This window comes from Mesorhizobium sp. M0664 (assembly GCF_040320565.1).
GTDB lineage: Bacteria > Pseudomonadota > Alphaproteobacteria > Rhizobiales > Rhizobiaceae > Mesorhizobium.
Window position 1 is genome coordinate 1 of the sequence record NZ_JAMYPW010000073.1, and the last position, 20,115, is coordinate 20,115.

At 61.5% G+C, this 20,115-nt stretch carries 20 protein-coding genes and 1 tRNA gene; 5 read left to right on the top strand and 16 right to left on the bottom strand.

Annotation, left to right across the window (positions count from 1 at the left end):
- The 6 genes from NKI39_RS32690 to NKI39_RS32715 all read right to left on the bottom strand — a co-directional run.
- Positions 1 to 605, bottom strand: a 605-nt coding sequence (locus NKI39_RS32690) for a hypothetical protein (RefSeq protein ID WP_352837066.1), incomplete at its 3' end; no start/stop codon positions are given.
- A gap of 36 nt (positions 606 to 641) precedes the next feature.
- Complete coding sequence (locus NKI39_RS32695) at positions 642 to 4,406, bottom strand: vitamin B12-dependent ribonucleotide reductase (RefSeq protein ID WP_352837069.1); 3,765 nt, start codon at positions 4,404 to 4,406, stop codon at positions 642 to 644.
- 650 nt (positions 4,407 to 5,056) lie between these two features.
- Complete coding sequence (locus tag NKI39_RS32700; protein WP_352541407.1) at positions 5,057 to 5,545, bottom strand: NUDIX hydrolase; 489 nt, start codon at positions 5,543 to 5,545, stop codon at positions 5,057 to 5,059.
- A 222-nt stretch (positions 5,546 to 5,767) separates the two neighbouring features.
- Positions 5,768 to 6,268: a xanthine phosphoribosyltransferase gene (gpt, locus tag NKI39_RS32705; protein WP_023674762.1), complete on the bottom strand. Its 501-nt coding sequence runs from the start codon at positions 6,266 to 6,268 to the stop codon at positions 5,768 to 5,770.
- Positions 6,269 to 6,395: 127 nt separating this feature from the next.
- On the bottom strand, positions 6,396 to 7,229 hold the full coding sequence (locus tag NKI39_RS32710; protein WP_352699960.1) for a universal stress protein: 834 nt from the start codon (positions 7,227 to 7,229) through the stop codon (positions 6,396 to 6,398).
- Positions 7,230 to 7,307: 78 nt separating this feature from the next.
- The gene (locus tag NKI39_RS32715) at positions 7,308 to 8,057 is read right to left on the bottom strand and encodes a competence/damage-inducible protein A (protein ID WP_352748193.1); all 750 of its coding nucleotides are present in this window, start codon (positions 8,055 to 8,057) and stop codon (positions 7,308 to 7,310) included.
- Positions 8,058 to 8,206: 149 nt separating this feature from the next.
- On the opposite strand from NKI39_RS32715, the gene NKI39_RS32720 reads away from it, so the two are divergent.
- Positions 8,207 to 9,193, top strand: coding sequence for an alpha/beta fold hydrolase (locus NKI39_RS32720; RefSeq protein WP_352837073.1), 987 nt, complete (start codon positions 8,207 to 8,209; stop codon positions 9,191 to 9,193).
- 92 nt (positions 9,194 to 9,285) lie between these two features.
- Here NKI39_RS32720 and NKI39_RS32725 read toward each other — a convergent pair whose 3' ends face one another.
- The 8 genes from NKI39_RS32725 to NKI39_RS32760 form a co-directional block, all read right to left on the bottom strand.
- Positions 9,286 to 10,179, bottom strand: coding sequence for a carbohydrate ABC transporter permease (locus NKI39_RS32725; RefSeq protein WP_023674766.1), 894 nt, complete (start codon positions 10,177 to 10,179; stop codon positions 9,286 to 9,288).
- Position 10,180: 1 nt separating this feature from the next.
- Complete coding sequence (locus NKI39_RS32730) at positions 10,181 to 11,032, bottom strand: carbohydrate ABC transporter permease (RefSeq protein ID WP_502893743.1); 852 nt, start codon at positions 11,030 to 11,032, stop codon at positions 10,181 to 10,183.
- Between the two features lie 187 nt (positions 11,033 to 11,219).
- Positions 11,220 to 12,545 (bottom strand): ABC transporter substrate-binding protein, encoded by a 1,326-nt coding sequence (locus NKI39_RS32735; RefSeq protein WP_352837076.1) that lies wholly within the window; start codon positions 12,543 to 12,545, stop codon positions 11,220 to 11,222.
- 33 nt (positions 12,546 to 12,578) lie between these two features.
- On the bottom strand, positions 12,579 to 13,664 hold the full coding sequence (locus NKI39_RS32740) for an ABC transporter ATP-binding protein (protein ID WP_352837079.1): 1,086 nt from the start codon (positions 13,662 to 13,664) through the stop codon (positions 12,579 to 12,581).
- 164 nt (positions 13,665 to 13,828) lie between these two features.
- The gene (locus NKI39_RS32745; RefSeq protein ID WP_023674770.1) at positions 13,829 to 14,068 is read right to left on the bottom strand and encodes a DUF2188 domain-containing protein; all 240 of its coding nucleotides are present in this window, start codon (positions 14,066 to 14,068) and stop codon (positions 13,829 to 13,831) included.
- Between the two features lie 28 nt (positions 14,069 to 14,096).
- The gene (locus NKI39_RS32750; protein ID WP_352541401.1) at positions 14,097 to 14,390 is read right to left on the bottom strand and encodes a DUF982 domain-containing protein; all 294 of its coding nucleotides are present in this window, start codon (positions 14,388 to 14,390) and stop codon (positions 14,097 to 14,099) included.
- Between the two features lie 61 nt (positions 14,391 to 14,451).
- Entirely contained in the window at positions 14,452 to 14,769 is a 318-nt protein-coding gene (locus tag NKI39_RS32755) for an SH3 domain-containing protein (protein WP_352541400.1), read from the bottom strand.
- Positions 14,770 to 14,878: 109 nt separating this feature from the next.
- Positions 14,879 to 15,982 carry an NADH:flavin oxidoreductase/NADH oxidase gene (locus NKI39_RS32760; protein ID WP_352837083.1) on the bottom strand — a complete coding sequence of 368 codons (1,104 nt, stop codon included), beginning with the start codon at positions 15,980 to 15,982 and terminating at the stop codon, positions 14,879 to 14,881.
- 153 nt (positions 15,983 to 16,135) lie between these two features.
- Between NKI39_RS32760 and NKI39_RS32765 the strand changes: the two genes are divergently transcribed.
- Both NKI39_RS32765 and NKI39_RS32770 read left to right on the top strand, forming a co-directional pair.
- Positions 16,136 to 16,714, top strand: a complete 579-nt coding sequence (locus NKI39_RS32765) for an NUDIX domain-containing protein (protein ID WP_352541399.1) — start codon at positions 16,136 to 16,138, stop codon at positions 16,712 to 16,714.
- 48 nt (positions 16,715 to 16,762) lie between these two features.
- Entirely contained in the window at positions 16,763 to 17,152 is a 390-nt protein-coding gene (locus tag NKI39_RS32770; protein WP_352837086.1) for a hypothetical protein, read from the top strand.
- 101 nt (positions 17,153 to 17,253) lie between these two features.
- Here the strand turns inward: NKI39_RS32770 and NKI39_RS32775 are convergent.
- Together NKI39_RS32775 and NKI39_RS32780 are read right to left on the bottom strand one after the other, a co-directional pair.
- Positions 17,254 to 17,342 (bottom strand) — tRNA-Leu (locus NKI39_RS32775).
- Positions 17,343 to 17,399: 57 nt separating this feature from the next.
- Positions 17,400 to 17,732, bottom strand: coding sequence for a tyrosine-type recombinase/integrase (locus NKI39_RS32780; protein ID WP_352837089.1), 333 nt, complete (start codon positions 17,730 to 17,732; stop codon positions 17,400 to 17,402).
- Positions 17,733 to 18,083: 351 nt separating this feature from the next.
- Here NKI39_RS32780 and NKI39_RS32785 point away from each other — a divergent pair, with 351 nt between their 5' ends.
- Both NKI39_RS32785 and NKI39_RS32790 read left to right on the top strand, forming a co-directional pair.
- On the top strand, positions 18,084 to 18,566 hold the full coding sequence (locus tag NKI39_RS32785) for a class I SAM-dependent methyltransferase (RefSeq protein ID WP_352748169.1): 483 nt from the start codon (positions 18,084 to 18,086) through the stop codon (positions 18,564 to 18,566).
- A gap of 557 nt (positions 18,567 to 19,123) precedes the next feature.
- Positions 19,124 to 19,576, top strand: coding sequence for a cupin domain-containing protein (locus NKI39_RS32790; protein WP_352837092.1), 453 nt, complete (start codon positions 19,124 to 19,126; stop codon positions 19,574 to 19,576).
- Positions 19,577 to 20,115 lie beyond the last annotated feature (539 nt).

Below are 20,115 nucleotides of genomic sequence, written 5' to 3' on the forward strand. Positions count from 1 at the left end.
TCCGCTAAACACGGGGGCTGCGCGGCGGACACGCCGACGTCAACGCAATGCCACGCCATTTTGCAGAACTTGACGCACACAACTGGATCTAGCCCCTTTGAAAGCGTCGCATCTGCTCGTTCTAGAAGGTAGTCTGGTGACTCGCCGATAGACGCCCTGCCTTCCCAAAGAGCGCCGCTCTCGAACTGATGGAATTGGATGCGAAATACCGGCCAACTTTTCTTCTTCGCGCGCATTAGCTGGGTGGCCTGATTGTACTCGCGCGATGCATAGATATGCATACAGTGGTAAAGAATGGTGTCAATCGAGGTGCGTCCTGAGAAGATCGTTATGAATTCGACTCCATTTGTGGAGGTCTTAGATAGGATCCAGCAATTTTTTATTATTGAGTATTGGCGATTAAAGTAGGAACGAAACAGGTAAATTTGATACTTGATAAACTCTTGGCCAGTTTTTCTATCTTGAAAATACTTTTCGATCTCGCGTTCTATTTCTATTTTCGACGCGCCTGAACGGATCGCGTTTGAAATGGCAGTAAGTGCTCGGCGTTCGTCGTTTGGGTGTACGGCGAAAGGGGCGCTATCAAAGGCAAACGCCCCCTTCAATTGTCTACGCCAATCGGCCATCGAAGATGTGAGCGCTCAGCTACACCCGCTCGTCGCCCCGCAAGTATCGCACTTCTCGCAAGTCCCGTTCCGCACCATCGTGAAGTTATGGCATTCCGAGCATTCGTTGCCGGTGTAGCCCTGCATCAATGATTGCTGGCGCCGGTTGGCGGCGAGCGCTTTGGCTTCGGCTGCTTCTTTCGCGGCCTCGTCGGTGAACAGCTCCGTCGGGTCGGAGGCTTCCGCGTAGACGATGTCCTCGACCAGTTCCCTGGCGCGCTCCTCGTAGTCGCGCTTGTAGGCGATGGCTTCGTCGCTGGCCGGCTTCAGCGTCAGCACGTTGGAGCCGGAGAAGGCGGTCGGGGCGGTACGGGCCGGAGTTCCGGAGCCGGAACCCGCAAAGCCTTTCGGCTCGGCACCCATGCCCGACACCAGCTTGACCGGCGAGGCGCCGCGGGTCAGGCCCTTGGAGAAGGGCGTTGCCTTGCCTTCGTTGATGCCGCGCCCGAGCGCAGTCTTGTCGAAGTCCGACTGGTCGACATGGGCGAGGTCGTTGCGGCCGAGATAGGAGACGGCGAGTTCGCGGAAGACATAGTCGAGGATCGACGTGGCGTTCTTGATGGCGTCATTGCCTTGCACCATGCCGGCCGGCTCGAATTTGGTGAAGGTGAAGGCTTCGACGAATTCCTCGAGCGGCACGCCATATTGCAGGCCGAGCGAGATGGCGATGGCGAAGTTGTTCATCATCGCCCGGAAGGCGGCACCTTCCTTGTGCATGTCGATGAAGATCTCGCCGAGGCGGCCGTCATCGAATTCGCCGGTCCTCAGATAGACCTTGTGGCCGCCGACGACCGCCTTCTGGGTATAGCCCTTGCGGCGGTTCGGCAGTTTCTCGCGGTCGCGGTAGAGACGCTCGACGACGCGCTCGACGATCTTCTCGGTCACCTGCACCGCGCGCTGCGCGGCCGGTGCCGCGATCAGCTGCTCGATGGCTTCGTCCTCGTCGTCTTCGACGTCGGCAAGCAACGAAGCGTTGAGCGGCTGCGACAACTTCGAGCCGTCGCGATAGAGCGCGTTGGCCTTCAGCGCCAGCTTCCACGACAGCATGTAGGCGCCCTTGGCATCTTCCACCGTTGCGTCGTTCGGCATGTTGATGGTCTTGGAAATGGCGCCGGAGATGAAGGGCTGCGCCGCCGCCATCATCATGATGTGGCTGTTGATCGACAGCGAACGCTTGCCGATCTTGCCGCACGGGCTGGCGCAGTCGAACACCGGCAGGTGTTCGGCCTTCAGGAACGGCGCGCCTTCCAGCGTCATCGCCCCGCAGACATGGATGTTGGCGGCCTCGATGTCCTTCTTCGAGAAGCCCAGCGCCGGCAGCATCTCGAACGAGAAATCGTTGAGCTGCTCATCGGTGAAGCCGAACGTCTCCTTCACCCAGTCGGCGCCCAGCGTCCACTGGTTGAAGACGAACTTGATGTCGAAGGCCGACTTCAATGCCGCATTGAGCGCCGCGATCTTGTCGTCGGTAAAGCCCTTTGCCTTGAGCGAGCCGGGGTTGATGCCCGGCGCCTGGTTGAGATTGCCGTGGCCGACGGCATAGGCCTCGATCTCGGCGATCTGGGCCTCGGAATAGCCGAGCGTGCGCAGCGCTTCGGGCACCGCGCGGTTGATGATCTTGAAATAGCCGCCGCCGGCCAGCTTCTTGAATTTCACCAGCGCGAAGTCGGGCTCGATGCCGGTGGTGTCGCAATCCATCACCAGGCCGATCGTGCCGGTCGGTGCGATCACCGTTGCCTGTGCGTTGCGGTAGCCATGCTCCTCGCCAAGCTCGATGGCGCGGTCCCAGGCGGCCTTGGCATGGTCGGCAAGCTCCTGCTGCTTGAGATCCGAGGCGACCAGCGGCACCGGGTTGACGGCTAGCCTCTCGTAGCCGTCCCTTTCGCCATAGGCCGCGCGGCGGTGGTTGCGCATGACGCGCAGCATGTTCTGCGCGTTGCGGTCGTAGTCGGGGAAGGCGCCGAGCTCGGCGGCCATTTCGGCCGAAGTGGCATAGGCGGTGCCGGTCATGATCGCGGTGAGGGCGGCACAGATGGCGCGGCCCTCGTCGGAATCATAGGGAATGCCCGAGGTCATCAGCAGGCCGCCGATATTGGCGTAGCCGAGGCCGAGCGTGCGGTACTCGTAGGAAAGCTTGGCGATCTCCTTCGACGGGAACTGCGCCATCATGACGGAGATTTCCAGCACCATGGTCCACAGCCGCACCGTGTGCTCGTAGGCAGCGATGTCGATGGTGCCGTCGGCGTTGCGATAGGGCAGAAGGTTGATCGAGGCCAGGTTGCAGGCGGTGTCGTCGAGGAACATGTATTCCGAGCACGGGTTGGACGCCCGGATCGCACCGGCCGAGGCGCAGGTGTGCCAGTCGTTCATCGTCGTGTTGAAATGCAGGCCCGGATCGGCCGATGCCCAGGCGGCATAGCCGATCTTTTCCCAGAGATCGCGCGCCTTCAGTGTCTTCAGCACCTTGCCGTCCTTGCGGGCGGTGAGATGCCAGTCGCCGTCCTGCTCGACGGCGCGCAGGAAATCGTCCTTCAGCGACACCGAATTGTTGGAATTCTGGCCGGAAACGGTGAGATAGGCGTCCGAATCCCAGTCGGTGTCGTAGGTCTTGAACGACATCGAGGTGTAGCCCTGCTTGGCGAACTGGATGACGCGGTAGATGTAGTTCTCCGGCACCGCGTCCTTCTTGGCCGCCTTGATCTCGCGCTTCAGCGCGGTGTTGACCGCCGGGTCGAAGCAATCGTCGCCATTGCCTTCGCAGTTGATGCAGGCCTTCATGATCGCTTCGAGATGCTTCTTGACGATCTTCGAGCCAGTGACCAGCGAGGCGACCTTCTGCTCCTCATTGACCTTCCAGTCGATGAATTCCTCGATGTCGGGATGATCGGCGTCGACGATGACCATTTTCGCGGCGCGACGCGTCGTGCCGCCCGACTTGATGGCGCCCGCCGCGCGGTCGCCGATCTTGAGGAAGCTCATCAGCCCCGACGAACGACCGCCGCCCGACAGCTTTTCGCCTTCGCCGCGCAGGAACGAGAAGTTGGAGCCGGTGCCGGAGCCATATTTGAACAGGCGCGCCTCACGCACCCACAAATCCATGATGCCGCCCTCGTTGACGAGGTCGTCCTGCACGCCCTGGATGAAGCAGGCATGCGGCTGCGGATGCTCGTAGGAAGACTTCGACTTGGTCAGCTTGCCGGTGAACGGGTCGACATAGAAGTGGCCCTGGCTCGGGCCGTCGATGCCATAGGCCCAGTGCAGGCCGGTGTTGAACCATTGCGGCGAGTTCGGCGCGACGCGCTGGGTGGCCAGCATATAGGCGAGCTCGTCGCGGAAGGCGCGCGCGTCTTCCTCCGACTTGAAGTAGCCGCCCTTCCAGCCCCAATAGGTCCAGGCACCGGCAAGCCGGTCGAAGACCTGGCGGGCGTCGGTCTCGGAACCGTAGCACTCGGCTTCCGGCAGCTTGGCCAGTTCAGCCTCGTCGGCGACGGAGCGCCACAGGAAGGAGGGGACTTGCGTCTCTTCGACCTTCTTCAGCCGTGCCGGGACGCCCGCCTTGCGGAAATATTTCTGCGCCAGGATATCGGCGGCAACCTGGGAGAACTGCGCCGGCACGTCGATGTTGTCCAAGCGGAACACCACCGACCCATCCGGATTCTTGATCTCGGAAAGCGCCTTGCGGAATTCGATCTCCGCATAGGCAGATTGTCCTGGCTTGGTGAAACGACGCTCGATGCGCATTGGTCCGGTCCCTTTTGTCTACATATAGCGCTTTTCCCAGAGGATTTCTGCCCTCTTGACGAAACGCGCATGTCCGCCGTCTGCCGGCGTTCGAAACCCGCCGGCTCTCATCTTCACAGTCTCCGCCGCCCTGCCGGTCGAACCTCTTGCGAGGCCGCTGTCCAACGCGCTCACGGACCCTGTGGGTCCCTCAAAACTGAAAACTTTTTGTAACGCCCTCGGTCGAGGGAACTTCACATTATCTAGCGTCGAACCTACCTGCAAACACTAAATATAGTATTAACAGACAATTTATTCAAGTCCGACAATCCTCCCCTTTCGCCCCCCAAGGCTTCAAAATCCCACGCATTCGCCGGCCTCGTAAACAGGCGGGAATGCGGATCAAAACGCACATATTCCGGGAAAAAGACCGGCCTCGAAACTTTTCCGGTCGCACTCTCAACAAAAGCGCATGGCCTATAAAAGGCGACTCGTTTTGCGGCGTCAAGGATTCGTTTGCGTAGCTTTTATGACCCCAACATCTTGTGTGTCACATATGTGGATAACGGGGATAGAAGCGGAGCGCGGCGAGGAAGGGTCGGCTCTGGGTGGAGGCGCTTCGGCAACGACGTTCACAGCACCTGAGCGAATAGGCTATGCGCGACTGAGACTCAGGAGAACCGATGCGGATCCGCGCAGAAATGGGCGATGATCTGGCTGAGGTCGGGTTCGTTGACCATGCGCACAGCCTCGGCGGCGCTGACCCATTTGCGGGTGCGTGCCCGCTTTTCCTTCCATCGGTCGGCGACCTTGTCGACCTGCAGCGGGAAGACCAGCACCTCGCACGGCACTTCCTCGCCGGAATCCAGCACCTTGGCGTAGAAATAACGGCCGGCCTCGTGATGCGAGATCGTGCCGCGCAGCCCGGCCTCCTCGCCCGCTTCGCGTGCCGCCGCTTCACAAAGCGGCTCCTTTGCTTCCGGCCAGCCCTTGGGAAGCACCCAGCGGCCGGTATCGCGGCTGGTGATCAGCATGATTTCGACGCCGTCCCCGCTATCGCGCCAAGGCAGGGCTGCAACCTGCAGGCGGTACGGCACCGCGCCTAAGAGTCGCCGGACCCTTTCGGCCTTATGGTTGTGCGTCGTTGGCCTCGTCAACATCGGAGAAGCTTGCCCCAGCTTCCAGAATCATTTGCCGTCTCACGAATCTTACGGCTAATTATAAGCAATGAAAGTAAAAAATGTTGCACGGATCGGCCAGATTCCGTCAATCTGCGCCGATCTCAGCCTAATGGCGCGACTGCAGCAGCGTCGCGCCACGCCTTTATCGGTGTGCGGAGATCCCCTGGGCGGACTCGGTGCATCAAGCGGCGTTGCCGCGAATCAGCCGGCGTGATCGTCGGCGATCGGCTTCTGGTAGGTGAAGCCCATGTCCCAGGGGAAATAGATCCAGGTGTCCTGGCTGACCTCGGTAACGAAAGTGTCCACCATCGGCCTGCCTTTCGGCTTGGCATAGACGGTGGCGAAATGCGCCTTAGGCATCATCGCGCGCACGATGCCCGCCGTCTTGCCGGTGTCGGTGAGGTCGTCGATGATCAGCACGCCGGCCCCGTCATCGGCGAGCAGCGCCGGCGTGACCTCCTTCAGCACCTGCAATTGCCCCTGGCTGGTATAATCGTGGTAGGAGGCGACGCAGACCGTCTCGATGATGCGGATGCCAAGTTCGCGCGAAATGATAGCCGCCGGAACCAGGCCGCCGCGCGTGATGCAGACGATCGCCTTCCATTGCCCCTTGTTGGCGCCGGCAAGCCGCCAGGCGAGCGCGCGCGCATCGCGGTGGAACTGGTCCCAGGAGACCGGGAAGGCTTTTTCGGGCAGGGACATCTTTCGCGCACTCCGCAAAGCGCGCATCGCGCGCAGACACTATGGAATGCGCGCGGAATTAACTGGAAAGGCTTGGCCTTGGCAAGGGCGCGGCAAAGCTATTGTCCTGCCAGCTATCCCTGTGAACCTACCGCGACAGGAAAGCCGCCACCGGGGCGGTGCGCAGCACCGTTCGCGTCACCCCGCCGAACAGCAGCTGGCGCAGCCAGGAATGGCTGTAGGCGCCGAGCACGAGCAGGTCCGCACCCGACTCGGCGACCCTGGTCTGGATGATGTCGTCGACCGAGGCGCCGCCGGACCTCAGCACCGAGACGCTGACGGTCGCGCCATGCCTGGACAGCGAGGCGGCGATCTCGGCGCCGGCTGTTTCCGGCGCCTCGTCCAGCGTATCTGGCGGGTCGATGACGACGATGTCCGTCTTCTCGGCCTCGATGATGAAGGGCAGGGCATCGAAGGCCGCGCGCGCGGCTTCCTTGCTGCCGTTCCAGGCGAGCAGCACGTGCTTGAAGCTAGTGACGAGCGGACCCGAATGCGGCACCACCAGCACCGGCCGGCCGGCATCGTAGACCAGCGTGTCGACGTCGGCGCTCGGGTCGCTGCCCGATTCGCGCTGCGCGGCGATGATCAGGTCCGCGGTGCGAACGGTCGAGATGCCGGTCAGCGCACTGTCGCCGGAAAAACTCTCGAGACTGCGCCACTCGAACGACAGGCCGGAATTCTCGATGCGCTTGTGAAAGGCGGCCTGCAACTTCTCGGCGCGCTCCCGGTTCATATCGGCGGAAACCTGCAGGAACTCGGTGTCCGGAAAGCCGGTGGCAGAGGTGTAGGGCACGGGCAGCGCCTCGGCATGGATGCCGATCAGATGGCTCTGGAACCGGCCTGCCAGCGGGATCGCGCAGTCGAGGACGCGCTCGGCATCCTGTTCGTTCTGTAGTATGGCGACGATGGTCTTGAAGCGCATGGCAGTCCCTCACTTCTTACGGCGATCCCATCCGTGACAAACGTCACTGCGCGATGCTGGTTCCGTCAGGCCGGCCGATCAGCCCACTCGGCTTGCCTTGATCAAGCCCGCCACCATAGCCTCTACGTCTGCGCGTGCGGAGTCCAGCGCCTGCTGGCTGCGGGCGCGCACCACCAGTTCCGTCCAGAACTTGCCGTCGCCATATTTCGGGTAGGAGCCGATGATCGTGTCCGGATGCGCCTTCTGGATGTCGCCCAGCGGCCCGCCGATCAGGCCTTCGCCGAACGGGCATTCCACGGTTGCCGACAGCATTTTGGTGCCGGCTCGCAATGTCGGCACGACATTGTCGAGCATCGCCTGGAAAATCGCCGGCACGCCGGCCATGACATGGACGTTGCCAATGCGAAAGCCCGGTGCAACCGACACTGGATTATCGATGTGGTCTGCCCCGCGCGGCATCCGCGCCATGCGCTTGCGCGCTTCGGTGTATTCGATGCCGCGGGCGGCGTAGCTTGCCTCCAGCAGGGCGTAGGCCTTGGCGTCGTATTCGCATGGCACGCCAAAGGCCTTGGCAACTGAATCGGCGGTGATGTCGTCATGCGTCGGGCCGATGCCGCCGGTGGTGAAGACATAAGTATAGCGGGTGCGCAGCGCATTCACCGCAGCGACGATCTCGTCTTCTTCGTCGGGAACGATGCGGACTTCCTTCAGGTCGATGCCGATCGCCGTCATGATGTCGGCGAGGTGGCCGATGTTCTTGTCCTTGGTGCGGCCGGACAGAATCTCGTCGCCGATGACGAGCATGGCGGCGGTGACGATTTCGGTCATGACTGGCTCCGGCAAACGGGTCGCCTGAGATAGCGCGGCAAACGGCCGGCGGCAATGCCGCCAAACGACGGATCTACCTGTGCCACCTCCCTTGCAGTACACCCGTTGGCGGGTGATGCTGCGTGCCGGTTTGGAGCCCTGAGCAAGACATGCCGGCATCGATTCTGCTATGGCTACCCGGCGCGCTGTTTCTGCTGGCGCTCGTCGTGGCAGCCTATCCGATGCTGGCGACGCTGCGGATCGCGGCGAAGGCCGAAAGGCTGGTGCCGGCCAGTGGCAGATTCATCGAGATCGACGGCAACCGCATCCATTATGTCGAGACGGGCGAGGGGCGGCCGATCGTCTTCCTGCACGGCCTCGGCGCGCAGCTTCATCAATTCGGCCACACGCTGTTCGGGCGGTTCGGCCCGAACTATCGGCTGATCGCGCTCGACCGTCCGGGCTCCGGCTATTCGGTGCGGGCCAGGGCCGCCAGCGGACGGCTGTCCGAGCAGGCCGAGGTCGTGCGGCATTTTATCGACGCGCTTGGGCTGGAAAAGCCGCTGGTCGTCGGTCATTCGCTGGGTGGCGCCATCGCGCTGACGCTGGCTGTCGAGCATCCAGAGGCGATTTCCGGCATCGCCTTGCTGGCACCGCTGACCCATCTGGAGCCGGACGCGCTCGAGAAGTTCGGCCCGCTGTACATTAAGTCGCCGCTGCGGCGCCGGATCATGGCTTGTACGGTGGCGATCCCGGCGGCTCTCAAATATGCCGAAGCGACGCTTGCCTTCATTTTCGCGCCGCAGACGGCGCCGACCGACTATATGGTCGAGGGCGGCGGCTGGTGCGGGCTCAGGCCAAGCCATTTCTATGCAACGTCGACCGATGTCGTGGCCATCGAGCATGACCTTGGCCGCATCGAGCAACGCTATGGTGAAATCACCATGCCGGCCGGCATTCTGTTTGGTGCTTCCGACCGCGTGCTGGGCATCGATATCCACGGCTGGCCGGTGATGGAAAAGATCAGCGGGCTCGATTTCGAACCTGTCGAGGGGCTTGGCCACATGCCGCAATTCGTCGAGCCGGAACGGGTCGTCGCTTTCATCGAACGCATTGCCGACCGCGCATTTGCGCCGAAGTCCGACACCGGCAGCTGACACCCTCCCGGAACGCGGTCTCGGCCGGCAGGGCGCCCGCCCCGGGCATTCCCGGCCGCCGGGAATACCTCCGAACCCAATCACGATGCTGGCTATTCCTTCACGGCTCCGGTCATCGAGGAAACATAGTGCTCGACAAAGAACGAATAGAGCACCACGACCGGCAGCGAGCCGATCAGCGCTCCCGCCATCAGCGCCCCCCATTCATAGACGTCCGAGCGCACCAGCTCGGTGAGCACGCCGACCGGCACAGTCTTGTTTTCGGACGACTGGATGAAGGTCAAGGCGTAGATGAACTCGTTCCATGACAGCGTGAATGCGAAGATGCCGGCGGAAATCAGGCCCGGCACCGATAGCGGCAGCACGATCTTGGTGAGGATCTGCCAACGGCTCGCCCCGTCGATCAGCGCGCATTCTTCCAGCTCGAACGGGATCGAGCGGAAATAACCCATCAGCAGCCATGTGCAGAACGGGATCAGGAAGGTCGGATAGGTGAGGATGAGCGCGAACGGCGTGTCGTAAAGACCAAGGTTGAACACCATCACAGACAGCGGAATGAACAGGATCGAGGGCGGTACGAGATAGGCGAGGAACACCGCGAGGCCGACCTGCCGCGCCCCGGAGAACCGCAAGCGCTCGATCGCGTAGGCAGCGAACACCGCAGCCAGCAGCGACAGGAACGTAGCGGCGGTCGAGATGATGATCGTGTTGAGCAGCCAGCCCGGGTAAGACGTCTCGAAGAGCAGGTAGCGGATATGCTCGAGCGTCGGATGCACCACCCAGAACGGATTGAAATTGGCGTAGTCGGTCATCTCGAGGTTGGGCTTAACCGCCGTGATCGTCATCCAGTAGAACGGAAACAACAGCACGATGACGAAGATCAGCAACGGCAGGTAGACCGTCACCACGCGCCGCGGCAAACTCTGCAGGTAGCCCATGCCGCCTTCGTCGAGTTCCGGGCGTTTGCTCGTTTCGATCGCGGTCATGTCAATCTCCGCCGCCCTGCTGCCATTTGCGACGCTGCAGGCCAAAATAGCTGAACAGGATCGCCGCCAGCAGGAACGGGATCATGGCAACTGCGATCGCGGCGCCTTCGCCAAGCTGGCCTCCGGAAATGCCGCGCTGGAACGACAGCGTCGCCATCAGATGCGTGGCGTTCACCGGCCCGCCGCGCGTCAGCACATAAATCAGCTGGAAGTCGGTGAAGGTGAACAGCACCGAAAACGTCATGGTGATGGCGATGATCGGCGTCAGCAGCGGCAGCGTCACATAGCGGAACAATTGCCAGCGGCTGGCGCCGTCGAGCGTGGCGGCCTCGTAGAGCGACTGCGGGATCGTCTGCAGGCCGGCAAGCAGCGTGATCGCCACGAAAGGAATGCCGCGCCAGACGTTGGCGGCGATAACCGAAGCCCGCGCATTCTCCGGATCGCCGAGGAAGTTGATGCGATGGTCGATCAGGCCCATTTCCATAAGCGCCCAGGACAGGATCGAGAATTGCGAATCGTAGATCCACCAGAAGGCGATCGCCGACAGCACCGTCGGCACCACCCAGGGCAGCAGGACGATCGCGCGGAAGAACGACTTGAACGGCAGGTTCTGGTTGAGGATAAGCGCCAGCCACAGGCCGAGCACAAACTTCAGGACCGAGGCGCTGATCGTGTAGAGCAAGGTGTTGAAGACGGAGAGCCAGAAGACGGCGTCATCCCACAGATATTCGTAGTTCTCGATACCGATGAAGATGCCGGGGCGGCCGATGCGGGCATCGGTGAAGCCGAGCCAGACGCCGAGCCCGAGCGGATAGGTCAGGAAGACCAGCAGCAGCGCCGCCGCCGGCAGCATGAAGCCGAAGCCAAGCGCGTTATGACTTTCGGACACGAACGTCAGAATGCGCGACAGCGCCGACCGGCGTGGCTGAGCGGCAGCGGAGGTCACGGCCATGGGTCGGCTCCTCTAAGGTCTCATTGAACGGCCGGGCGGCCATGCGCGATTCGAAGCCGGGCAGCATGGCTGCCCGGCTGAACCCGGCTCAAACGCGATAGTAGCGGTTTGCGCGCTTCTCGGCTTCTTCCATCGCTTCTTGCGGCGTCGCCTGGCCTGTCACCGCCTTGGCGAACATGTCGACCAGCACATAATCGGCCATGGTCGCTGCCGAGGCATAGCCAAGCGGGCCGGCATAGCCGTTGGGCCGCAGCGTCGCCGAGGCCTTGGCGTAGGCGGCATTGTTCGGATCGGCCGTCCACACCGGGTTGTTGTCGAAGGCTTTGAGCGTCTGGCAGCAATAGCCTGCCGACGACGTGATCCAGTGCGACATTTGCGGATCCTCGAACATGAACTGCAGGTAGGCCTTGGCGGCGTTGGGGTAGGGCGTGTAGTCGAAGATCACGGCCGTGGTCACCTGGAACAGCTCGACGGATTTTCCGACCGGGCCGATCGGCAGGTTGGTGGTGCGGATGTCCTTGGCTATCTCGGCCAGTTTCGGATCCTTGTCCTTGTTGATCTTGGCGGTGTTGTAGGCCGAAATGCCGTTGGCGATGACGCTCAATTGCCCGGCCAGGAAGGCGCGGTTGTTGTTGACGTCGAGCCAGCTTTCGGTACCGGGAATGAAGGTCTTGTAGAGCTCCTGCGCGTATTCGATCGCCTTCAGCGTCTCGGGGCTGTTGATCGTCACCTTGCTGCTCTCGTCGACCATCTGGCCGCCATGGCTCCACAGCAGCCAGTGGGCGTAGTTGTTGCCGTCGCCGACGCCGTGGCCATGCGTGAAGCCGGCCGGGTGCCCCTTCGCCTGCAATGCCTTGCAAAGCTCGAGCAGGCCTGCCGTGTCCTTCGGAAATTCGGAGAAGCCGGCCTCCTTCACCCAGCTTTCGCGATAGACGATGGCATTGCCGATGGTCGCCAGAGGCAGGCCGAGGAACTTGCCTTGCCGTGTCGCATATTGGTGCGGTCCATCGTGCCAGCCGCCATATTTCGAGCCGAGATATTCCCCCAGCTCCGTCACGTCGTGCAGCTTGTCGGGATATTGGTGCGGGTCGTCGAACCAGACGAACATCAGGTCCGGGCCGGAGCCGACATTGGCGGCGACCGCCGCCTTGGGGCGGATGTCCTCCCAGCTTTCCTTGTCGACGCGGACCTCGACGCCGGTCGCTTCGGTGAAGCGTTTGGTGTTGGCCAGCCATTGATCCTCGTCGCCCTGCACGAAAGGCGACCAGCGCAGCAGCCTGAGCTTGGCGCCGTCCTCGGGCTTGTATTTCAACCCCTCCTGGGCAAAGGCGGGAGAGCCGATGAGCCGGCTTCCCAAGGCTCCCGCCGCAACGCCGGCGGTGGTGCGGATCACGTCACGTCTGGTGAATTTCATGCTCGCTTCCTCCTGCTTATTGTCCTTGCCGTCCTACTGCCCGATGGGCGTTTCGAACCGCTGTCCGGTTTCGCCGTGAAAGAGGTGAATGAGGCCAGGCTCGGCCGTAAGCCGGATGGTTTCGCCCGGCGTGAAGGAATGGCGTTCGCGGAAATTTGCGACGATCTCATCGCCGCCGGCGGTGCGGCCGATGAGCTGCACTTCGGACCCTGTCGGCTCGACCACCACGACGGTGACCGGAATGCCCTGATTGTCGGACAGCCGTAAATGCTCGGGCCGTATCCCCAGCACGACCGGCTCACCATTGCCGATGGAAAGTGCCGAGGCCAACGGGACCGAAATCCCGCCGGCGCCGCGAAATGACGGCGAGCCGTCGCTTACGATCTCGCCTCTGAGCATGTTCATGGCGGGCGAGCCGATGAAACTGGCGACAAACAGATTGTTCGGCCGGTCGTACAGCTCGAGCGGCGGCCCGATCTGCTCGACGATGCCGTCATGCATGACGACGATCTTGTCGGCCATGGTCATCGCCTCGATCTGGTCGTGGGTGACGTAGACCGTCGTCGTCTTCAGGCGCTGGTGCAGTTCCTTGATCTCGGCGCGCATCTGCACCCGGAGCTTGGCATCGAGATTCGACAGCGGCTCGTCGAACAGGAAAACCTGCGGGTCGCGCACGATCGCCCGGCCCATGGCAACGCGCTGGCGCTGGCCGCCGGAAAGCTGGCGCGGATAGCGGTCGAGCAGCGGAACCAGTCCCAGGATTTCGGCCGCGCGCCGCACGCCGGCATCGCTCTCCGCCTTGGGAACGCCCTTGAGCATCAGCGAGAACGCCATGTTCTCGGCGACCGTCATATGCGGGTAGAGCGCATAGTTCTGGAAGACCATGGCGACGTCGCGCTCCTTTGGCGCAACGTTGTTGACGACACGTTTGCCGATCGCGATCTGGCCGCGCGAGATCTTTTCCAGGCCGGCGATCATCCTGAGCAGGGTAGACTTTCCGCAACCCGAAGGCCCGACCAGCGTGACGAACTCGCCGTCGTCTATATCGACGCTGACCCCGTGCAGGACCTCGACGGTCCCAAATGATTTGTAGACATCCCCGATCGCGACAGACGCCATCGATCTCCTCCCGATTGATTCCCGCAACGACTTCGAAGGAAACCGCTTTCCTGCCTGGCTCGCGACGGCACCCAGGCTCCTCCCCGGTCACGCGCGATTTGAGACGGTAGCGCTACCAAACCGACCTGTAAAGCACGCCGGCATCACCTGGATATCGGCACACTCTAATCCGAAACCTCGGTCTGCGGCCGGTCGCGGCCGTCGGCGAGCTCGTCGTGCCATTTGCCGTCGGCGTCCTCGTACTGGATGCCGTCGGTGTTGCCGGCGACCTGCTGTTCGGCCGAAGCGATCTCGGCGGCGCGCAACGCGTCCTGATGGGTGGGGAACGTTTCGGAGAATGTCGAGCCGACCTTGTAGGCCCAGCCTCCGTCATGCTCGACGATCTTGTAGGTCAGTTTCGCCATGAAACCCTCCGGTTGAAAGCCCGTTGCCTCAATGCAGCCTATCGTCGGCCAGTCTGTCGTCTGGCAGCCTGTCGTCTGGGACCAGCACGTCCGATTCCCTGGCGGCTTCGATCAGTGCCCGGCGCGCATCCGCCGTCGAACGATAACCTTCCAGCACTTTTAGGCAAGTGTCGAGGGCATCACGATGACGCGGCCCGCGGTTGAGTGGCCAGATCGTCATCAGGCACTCCGCCGCCTCCTGGGCGCTGCGGATCTGCCGATATTTGCCGACATGGCCGAGTTCGACCACGACCGGCTTTTCAAATGGCTTGCTGTCCATCATCGCCGCCAACGCGGAGCGGCCGATTTGGTTGCAACTGCTTTTTAGCTCAGGCGAAAATAGCTCAATAGCCGCAGTCGTTGCGCAGCCAGCGTGCATTCGCCCAGCCGGTGCGGCCGCCGAAATCGACCTTGTACCAGTTTCCGCGGCGGTCGAAGATCTCGGTTTGGTCGCCGTTGAACAATTGCCCGACCATGCGCGACGACGAGTTCGGCCGGGCCCGAACGGCGAGAAAGCCGCTTCCCGTCGCCAGATTGTAGTGCCTGGAAAGTCCGTGCACCGTGCCTTCGCAATATTGCGCCCCGGCCGGCGTCGGCGCGGCGAACGACAGCTCGGCCACAACCGCGGCGGCGGCCGCAATGGAAATCCCCCTGAACGACATGTCTCTGCTCCCCCAACCCGCCGCGCCCAGCCGCGGCCCCCGGCCACTCTACACCGGCAGAGGATCCATGCGAAGCTGTGCTGGCCCGTCCAGCGAGACGAACCCGCCGTCAGTTCGCCGCCTTCATCCAGTGCTGCATCGTCGTCACCGAGCGGGCAAGCTGCGGCGCCGGGTGGATTTTTTCACCGAAGGTGGCCGCGGCGCGCCAGCCCCAGCGCGGATCGGCAAGAAAGGCGCGCGCCAGCGCCACCATGTCGGCGCGGCCGTCGGCGACGATCGCCTCGGCCTGTTTCGGATCGTCGATCAGGCCGACGGCCCGCGTCGGGATGCCGACGGCCTTGCGCACCGCTTCGGCCAGATGCACCTGGTAGCCGGGCCCGGAGGGCAGCTTCTGCAAGGGCGAGTTGCCGCCGCTCGAGCAGCAGAGATAGGCGACGCCGGCTTCCTTCAGCGCTTTTGCCACTTCGATCGCATCCTCGACCTCGAAGCCGCCATCGACCCATTCCTTGATCGACAGACGCGCGCCCAGCATCAGCCTGGGCGTCGCCTTCTTTACCGCCTTGGCGATCTCGACGGCGAAACGCATGCGGTTCTCCAGCGAGCCGCCCCAGCGGTCGGTGCGCCGGTTGGACAGCGGCGACAGGAATTGGAAGATCAGATAGCCATGCGCGGCATGCAGCTCGATGAAGTCGAAGCCGGCGCGCTCGGCCCGCCGCGCCGCATCGGCGAAGCGTTCGATGATTTGCAGGATCTCGTCGTCCTCCAGCGCCCGCGGCACCTGCCAGCCGCTGTCGTAGGCGATCGCCGAGGCCGACACGATCGGCCACGGATCCTGATCGGCATGCAGCGGGCCGCCGCCCTCCCAGGGTTTCCGGTTGGACGCCTTGCGGCCGGCATGGGCAAGCTGCGTGCCGAATTTCGTGCCCGGTGCGGCGACACGCTTGGCTGCATCCAGCGTGCGTCGCGCCGCCGCCTCGTTGTCCTCGGAATAAAGGCCGAGACAGCCATGCGAGATGCGGCCGCGCCGTTCGACATCGGTCATCTCGACGGTGACCATGCCGGCGCCGGACATCGCCAGGTTCATCCAGTGATAGAGATGCCAATCGCTGGCCGAGCCGTCCTCGGCCGAATACTGGCACATCGGCGCGACCGCGATGCGGTTGGGGAAGGTCAGGCCGTCGAGGGTGATCGGCTGGAAAAGCGATGAGGTCATAAAAAACTCCGGAGAGGGTTGCCGCTATTTAGGCAGCCGATTGTGCCAGCGCCAGACACGAGACGGTGAACCGGTGCTCTGGACCAATTGGTGGCCCGATTGCACGAACCGCCGTTCGCGGCTACGCCTTGCCGCGGCAGCAGGGAGTCCACCATGGAAGATCGCATTCGCATCCGCTCTGAGGAAGTCCTTTCCGACGAGTGGGCGGTTTTGAAAAAGACCGTCTTCGACTATCGCCGGCGCGACGGCAAATGGGAAACGCACACCCGCCAGACCTACGATCGCGGCGACGGCGCGGTGATCCTGCCTTTCGATCCGGAGCGTTCGACGGTGCTTCTGGTGCGGCAGTTCCGCTACCCGGCCTACGTCACCGGCCACAAGGAGCCGCTGATCGAGGCCTGCGCCGGCCTGCTCGACGAAGACGATCCCGAAACCTGCATCCGCAAGGAGGCCGAGGAGGAACTCGGCTATCGGCTGAAGGACGTGCAGCGGCTGTTTTCGCCCTATATGAGCCCCGGCAGCGTGACCGAGCGGCTCTGGTTCTTCGTCGCCCGCTATTCGCCCGCCGACCGCATTTCCGACGGCGGCGGCGCGCATGACGAAGGCGAAGACATCGAAGTTTTGGAAATGCCGCTCGACGAGGCGCTGGCCGGCATCCACGACGGTCGGATTATCGACGCCAAGACGATTATCCTGATCCAGCATTTGAAGCTGAACCCGATCGGGGGGTGAACGGCTTTGCCGCAACGGGCTGAGATGCAGCTGAAAGGGAACAGATCTATGATTATCAAAAACTTGCCGAAGTGGTTGGGTGCGACTTCGATGGCTGTCTTTCTCCTGGCATCGATTACCCCGTCACACGCTGAATCCTATTCCAACCTGCAAAGCAAAGGATACAAGACCGGCAAGCTGTCGCGAGGTGCATCAGGCTCGCTGGGCTGGTTCGTGTCCAACGGCGAGAAAAAATACTTCTGCAGAATGCGAGCGGCGCGAGCCTATATCGGCACTACAGGGATGGTCGCTTTTACTGCCGCCGGTCGGCAAATCTCGTTGGACAGGGAAGTCTACGAAAAATACGCCGGATTTGATGCATCCCTTCCGCAGCTTTCAGACCTGAAGGCTGGTAAGCTCAACACGCGAGCTGTCGGTAATTGCGGTCCCGCAAAGTGAACCGCCCTTAAGCTGTCTTGGCAAATCCAAATCTGGTGCGGACGACGGGAATCGAACCCGTACGATCGGAGATCGAGGGATTTTAAGTCCGTTGCGAGGGTTGGTGTGGGCGACGGGATTTGAACCCGTAAGTGCTTGAAACACCGGCAGATTTTAAGTCTGCTGCGTATACCAGTTCCGCCACGCCCACCTCCCACATTGTGGGGAAATCCCACCAGTCTCCCGCATGGTTTCCCACACGGTCGGCCTAGGATTTGCCGTTCACTACCACGAGCCTCGGAGCCGCGCCACCTTCGAGGGCGGTCAGGTTGTCGAGCAAGTGATTGGGTGCGAGGTGGGCGTAGTTCAGGGTGGTCTGGATCGACTTGTGGCCCATCCAGATTTGGACGCGCCGGATGTCGATGCCACGGATGATCTGCCACGAGCAGCACGTATGCCGCGTTGTGTAGACCACGGTGTCGGACAGTCCTGGGATGTGTTCGCGGATGCTGCGCCACACCTCTATGACCTCCCACTTGCCGATGTCGCAGACGTCGCTGTGCTGCATCAGACGGTGGATGCCCTTGCGGTTCTGAGCCATCAGGCGACTGCCAGGAGATCGTGGTCGTGATGCGTTAATGGGGTTGGCTGGACTAGCTTTGAAGGCGATGTCCTAAACACCGTCCTCTCCTACTCCAATGCGGGCGCCTAGTTTCCCGCAAGTTGAGATCAGCAAGGCGCCTCGCAGCGCGCTTGAACGTGGTGTCCATGATGTTTTTCTGTGTTTTTGTGGGGGGGCAGTCTTTTCTTGGTCACGACTTATGAATAGTAGAAGGTAACGAGCGCTATATTTCGGCGATCTCTAATATTAGGAGTATATGATTTGTGGTGGTCAAGGTTCAAAAGAGGTTTTGCAGGAACATGGGAGGATAGACTGGACGGGATATTCTCATTGGAGATCGACTATGCTGGGAAATCCATTCTCGATGTTGGCTGCAATATGGGTGTTGTCGCCTATGAGATATCCAAGCTGAAACCCAGTTCGATCCATGGGATCGACGTTGCCAAGCCGCATATCGAGACTGCAAAGATGTTGTTGAGTGGCTCCCCGGTGCATGCCCGGTTCGATCGCCTGAATCTTGGCAGCCGGCGCCTCGGCAATATCCTTCTACCGAAATACGATATCGTCCTGCTGCTGGCCGTCTATCAGCACATGCAGCGCAACATCGGCCCAGGCAAGGCGCGAAGGGTGCTTTCCAATATTGTGAGGCGCACCTCGAATGTCGTTGCCCGCGTTCCGCCTGGAACGGATGGCGAATTCATCGAAACGCTTTCTGACGAGGGGTTCAAGGTTAAGAGCACTCACACATCGCCTCTTGGCAGTCATGTGCTGGTGCTTGAGAAACCGCCTCACGCACCTCTAAGATTGTGCTGATTTAATTCGATTTCCTCTTCTGGAGCCACCCTTGGCGTAGTTGTCTAACTCGTCGTCGGTGCCGGCCTGCAGATTCATGTGGATTGGTTTGGTCATGAACGTCTGTTCTCCTTTTCCCACACGATTTCCCAAAACGGCGTGTTTGCACGAGTGGAGAGCTTAAAATGAAATGCAAAACCCCGGCGCAAACCGGGGAATTACAAGCCTTGAGGGGTTAGTTGCGAGGGTGCAAAGGACTAGGACGGGATTTTAGTCCCTTGCTTCTACCAATTCCGCCACGTCCGCAGGCCAGTCCTTTTCAGATGCCGGGCAGGGGCCGTCAAGCCGTCTTCTGCCGTAGAGAAATCTGGAAGCTAGCGAGGCCGATCACCGACAGTGATACAAACAAAATCGTTTCACCTGGAAATGTTTTTAGCGGCAGCTTCCGCGGCTACCGCGAATGCGCGTCCCCCGTTCGCAGGATGCGTTCGGGCGCTCTGCCCTGATAGACTCCAATTGGCAAGTGGATCGGCGCGCCGATACTCGACGCCGTCCTCTACAGACACTGGGAGATTGTCATGCTCAAGCTTGCCTCTGCCCTGGCACTGCTGCTTGTTGGGACGGCGCCTCTGTTTGCCGATGAGATGCCGATGAACGCCAAAGACATCAAATGGGGTCCTGCTCCTGCTGTCATTCCCGCTGGCGCGGAAATGGCTGTTGTCGCTGGAGATCCCTCAAAGAACGGCGCTTTTGTGCTGCGGTTGAAGACACCTGCGGGCTACAAAATTGCCGCACATAATCATCCCACCACGGAATACGTAACGGTGCTTTCCGGCAACTTCCATATTGGAATGGGCGATAAGCTCGACGAGTCGAAAGGTGTCGAACTGACTGCTGGCGGCTTCGGCGTCGCGCCGGCCGGAATGAATCACTTCGCCTGGACGACAAGCGATACGATCATCCAGGTTCATGGCGAGGGGCCATTCAAGATCACCTATGTCAACCCGGCAGACGATCCGAGCAAGAAGTGACAGTTCGGGATCGAATTGAGTGAACCGGCTGAAGGCTCGGAACGAGTGCGTCGAACTCCGCCACCGTCGATTCAGAAGGATCCTCTAACGAGACGAAAGCTGCTTGGCCGCAACGGAATCGTATTCCGCCTGGGCCATTTGCCATGAATGGCGCAATAACAAAAACCCGCCTCGGGAGGCGGGTCGTTGGAGCCAATTGGCACCATATCCAAATTAGGAGCATAGCTGCCGGCACAAAGCAAGAACAAAGTTGCTGCGGCCGGCACAAAATGCGCTTGGCGATTGGCGAAGGTCATGGCGCATCGATCTCCCTCCTAGAGGGGGAGATGGCCGGCAGGCCAGAGGGGGTCGTCGCGCGTGGATAGGCGACCCCTCTGTCGCTTTCGGCGACATCTCCCCCTCGAGGGCAGGGCTATCGCAGATGGAACGCCGAGGCTTTCGCTCTACGACGTACCGATAGTGTGCTGAAGGTTCTGCAAAAAGTTTTGGATGGAGAACGGCGCCTGCTCTGAGGGCGAGCGGCCATGGCACGGTGGTGA

Excerpts from the sequence above, each read along its gene's own strand:
- NKI39_RS32745 (WP_023674770.1), bottom strand. The coding sequence starts at position 14,068 with ATGGCGAAACTGACCTACAAGATCGTCGAGCATGACGGAGGCTGGGCC.
- NKI39_RS32725 (WP_023674766.1), bottom strand. The coding sequence starts at position 10,179 with ATGACCGCGATCGAAACGAGCAAACGCCCGGAACTCGACGAAGGCGGC.
- NKI39_RS32750 (WP_352541401.1), bottom strand. The coding sequence starts at position 14,390 with ATGATGGACAGCAAGCCATTTGAAAAGCCGGTCGTGGTCGAACTCGGC.
- NKI39_RS32770 (WP_352837086.1), top strand. The coding sequence starts at position 16,763 with ATGATTATCAAAAACTTGCCGAAGTGGTTGGGTGCGACTTCGATGGCT.
- NKI39_RS32755 (WP_352541400.1), bottom strand. The coding sequence starts at position 14,769 with ATGTCGTTCAGGGGGATTTCCATTGCGGCCGCCGCCGCGGTTGTGGCC.
- NKI39_RS32740 (WP_352837079.1), bottom strand. The coding sequence starts at position 13,664 with ATGGCGTCTGTCGCGATCGGGGATGTCTACAAATCATTTGGGACCGTC.
- NKI39_RS32735 (WP_352837076.1), bottom strand. The coding sequence starts at position 12,545 with ATGAAATTCACCAGACGTGACGTGATCCGCACCACCGCCGGCGTTGCG.
- NKI39_RS32720 (WP_352837073.1), top strand. The coding sequence starts at position 8,207 with ATGCCGGCATCGATTCTGCTATGGCTACCCGGCGCGCTGTTTCTGCTG.
- NKI39_RS32765 (WP_352541399.1), top strand. The coding sequence starts at position 16,136 with ATGGAAGATCGCATTCGCATCCGCTCTGAGGAAGTCCTTTCCGACGAG.
- NKI39_RS32790 (WP_352837092.1), top strand. The coding sequence starts at position 19,124 with ATGCTCAAGCTTGCCTCTGCCCTGGCACTGCTGCTTGTTGGGACGGCG.
- NKI39_RS32730 (WP_502893743.1), bottom strand. The coding sequence starts at position 11,032 with ATGCTGCCGGCGGCGGCGCTGCTGCTGGTCTTCCTGACCTATCCGCTC.
- NKI39_RS32760 (WP_352837083.1), bottom strand. The coding sequence starts at position 15,982 with ATGACCTCATCGCTTTTCCAGCCGATCACCCTCGACGGCCTGACCTTC.
- gpt (WP_023674762.1), bottom strand. The coding sequence starts at position 6,268 with ATGTCCCTGCCCGAAAAAGCCTTCCCGGTCTCCTGGGACCAGTTCCAC.
- NKI39_RS32780 (WP_352837089.1), bottom strand. The coding sequence starts at position 17,732 with ATGGCTCAGAACCGCAAGGGCATCCACCGTCTGATGCAGCACAGCGAC.
- NKI39_RS32710 (WP_352699960.1), bottom strand. The coding sequence starts at position 7,229 with ATGCGCTTCAAGACCATCGTCGCCATACTACAGAACGAACAGGATGCC.
- NKI39_RS32695 (WP_352837069.1), bottom strand. The coding sequence starts at position 4,406 with ATGCGCATCGAGCGTCGTTTCACCAAGCCAGGACAATCTGCCTATGCG.
- NKI39_RS32715 (WP_352748193.1), bottom strand. The coding sequence starts at position 8,057 with ATGACCGAAATCGTCACCGCCGCCATGCTCGTCATCGGCGACGAGATT.
- NKI39_RS32700 (WP_352541407.1), bottom strand. The coding sequence starts at position 5,545 with ATGTTGACGAGGCCAACGACGCACAACCATAAGGCCGAAAGGGTCCGG.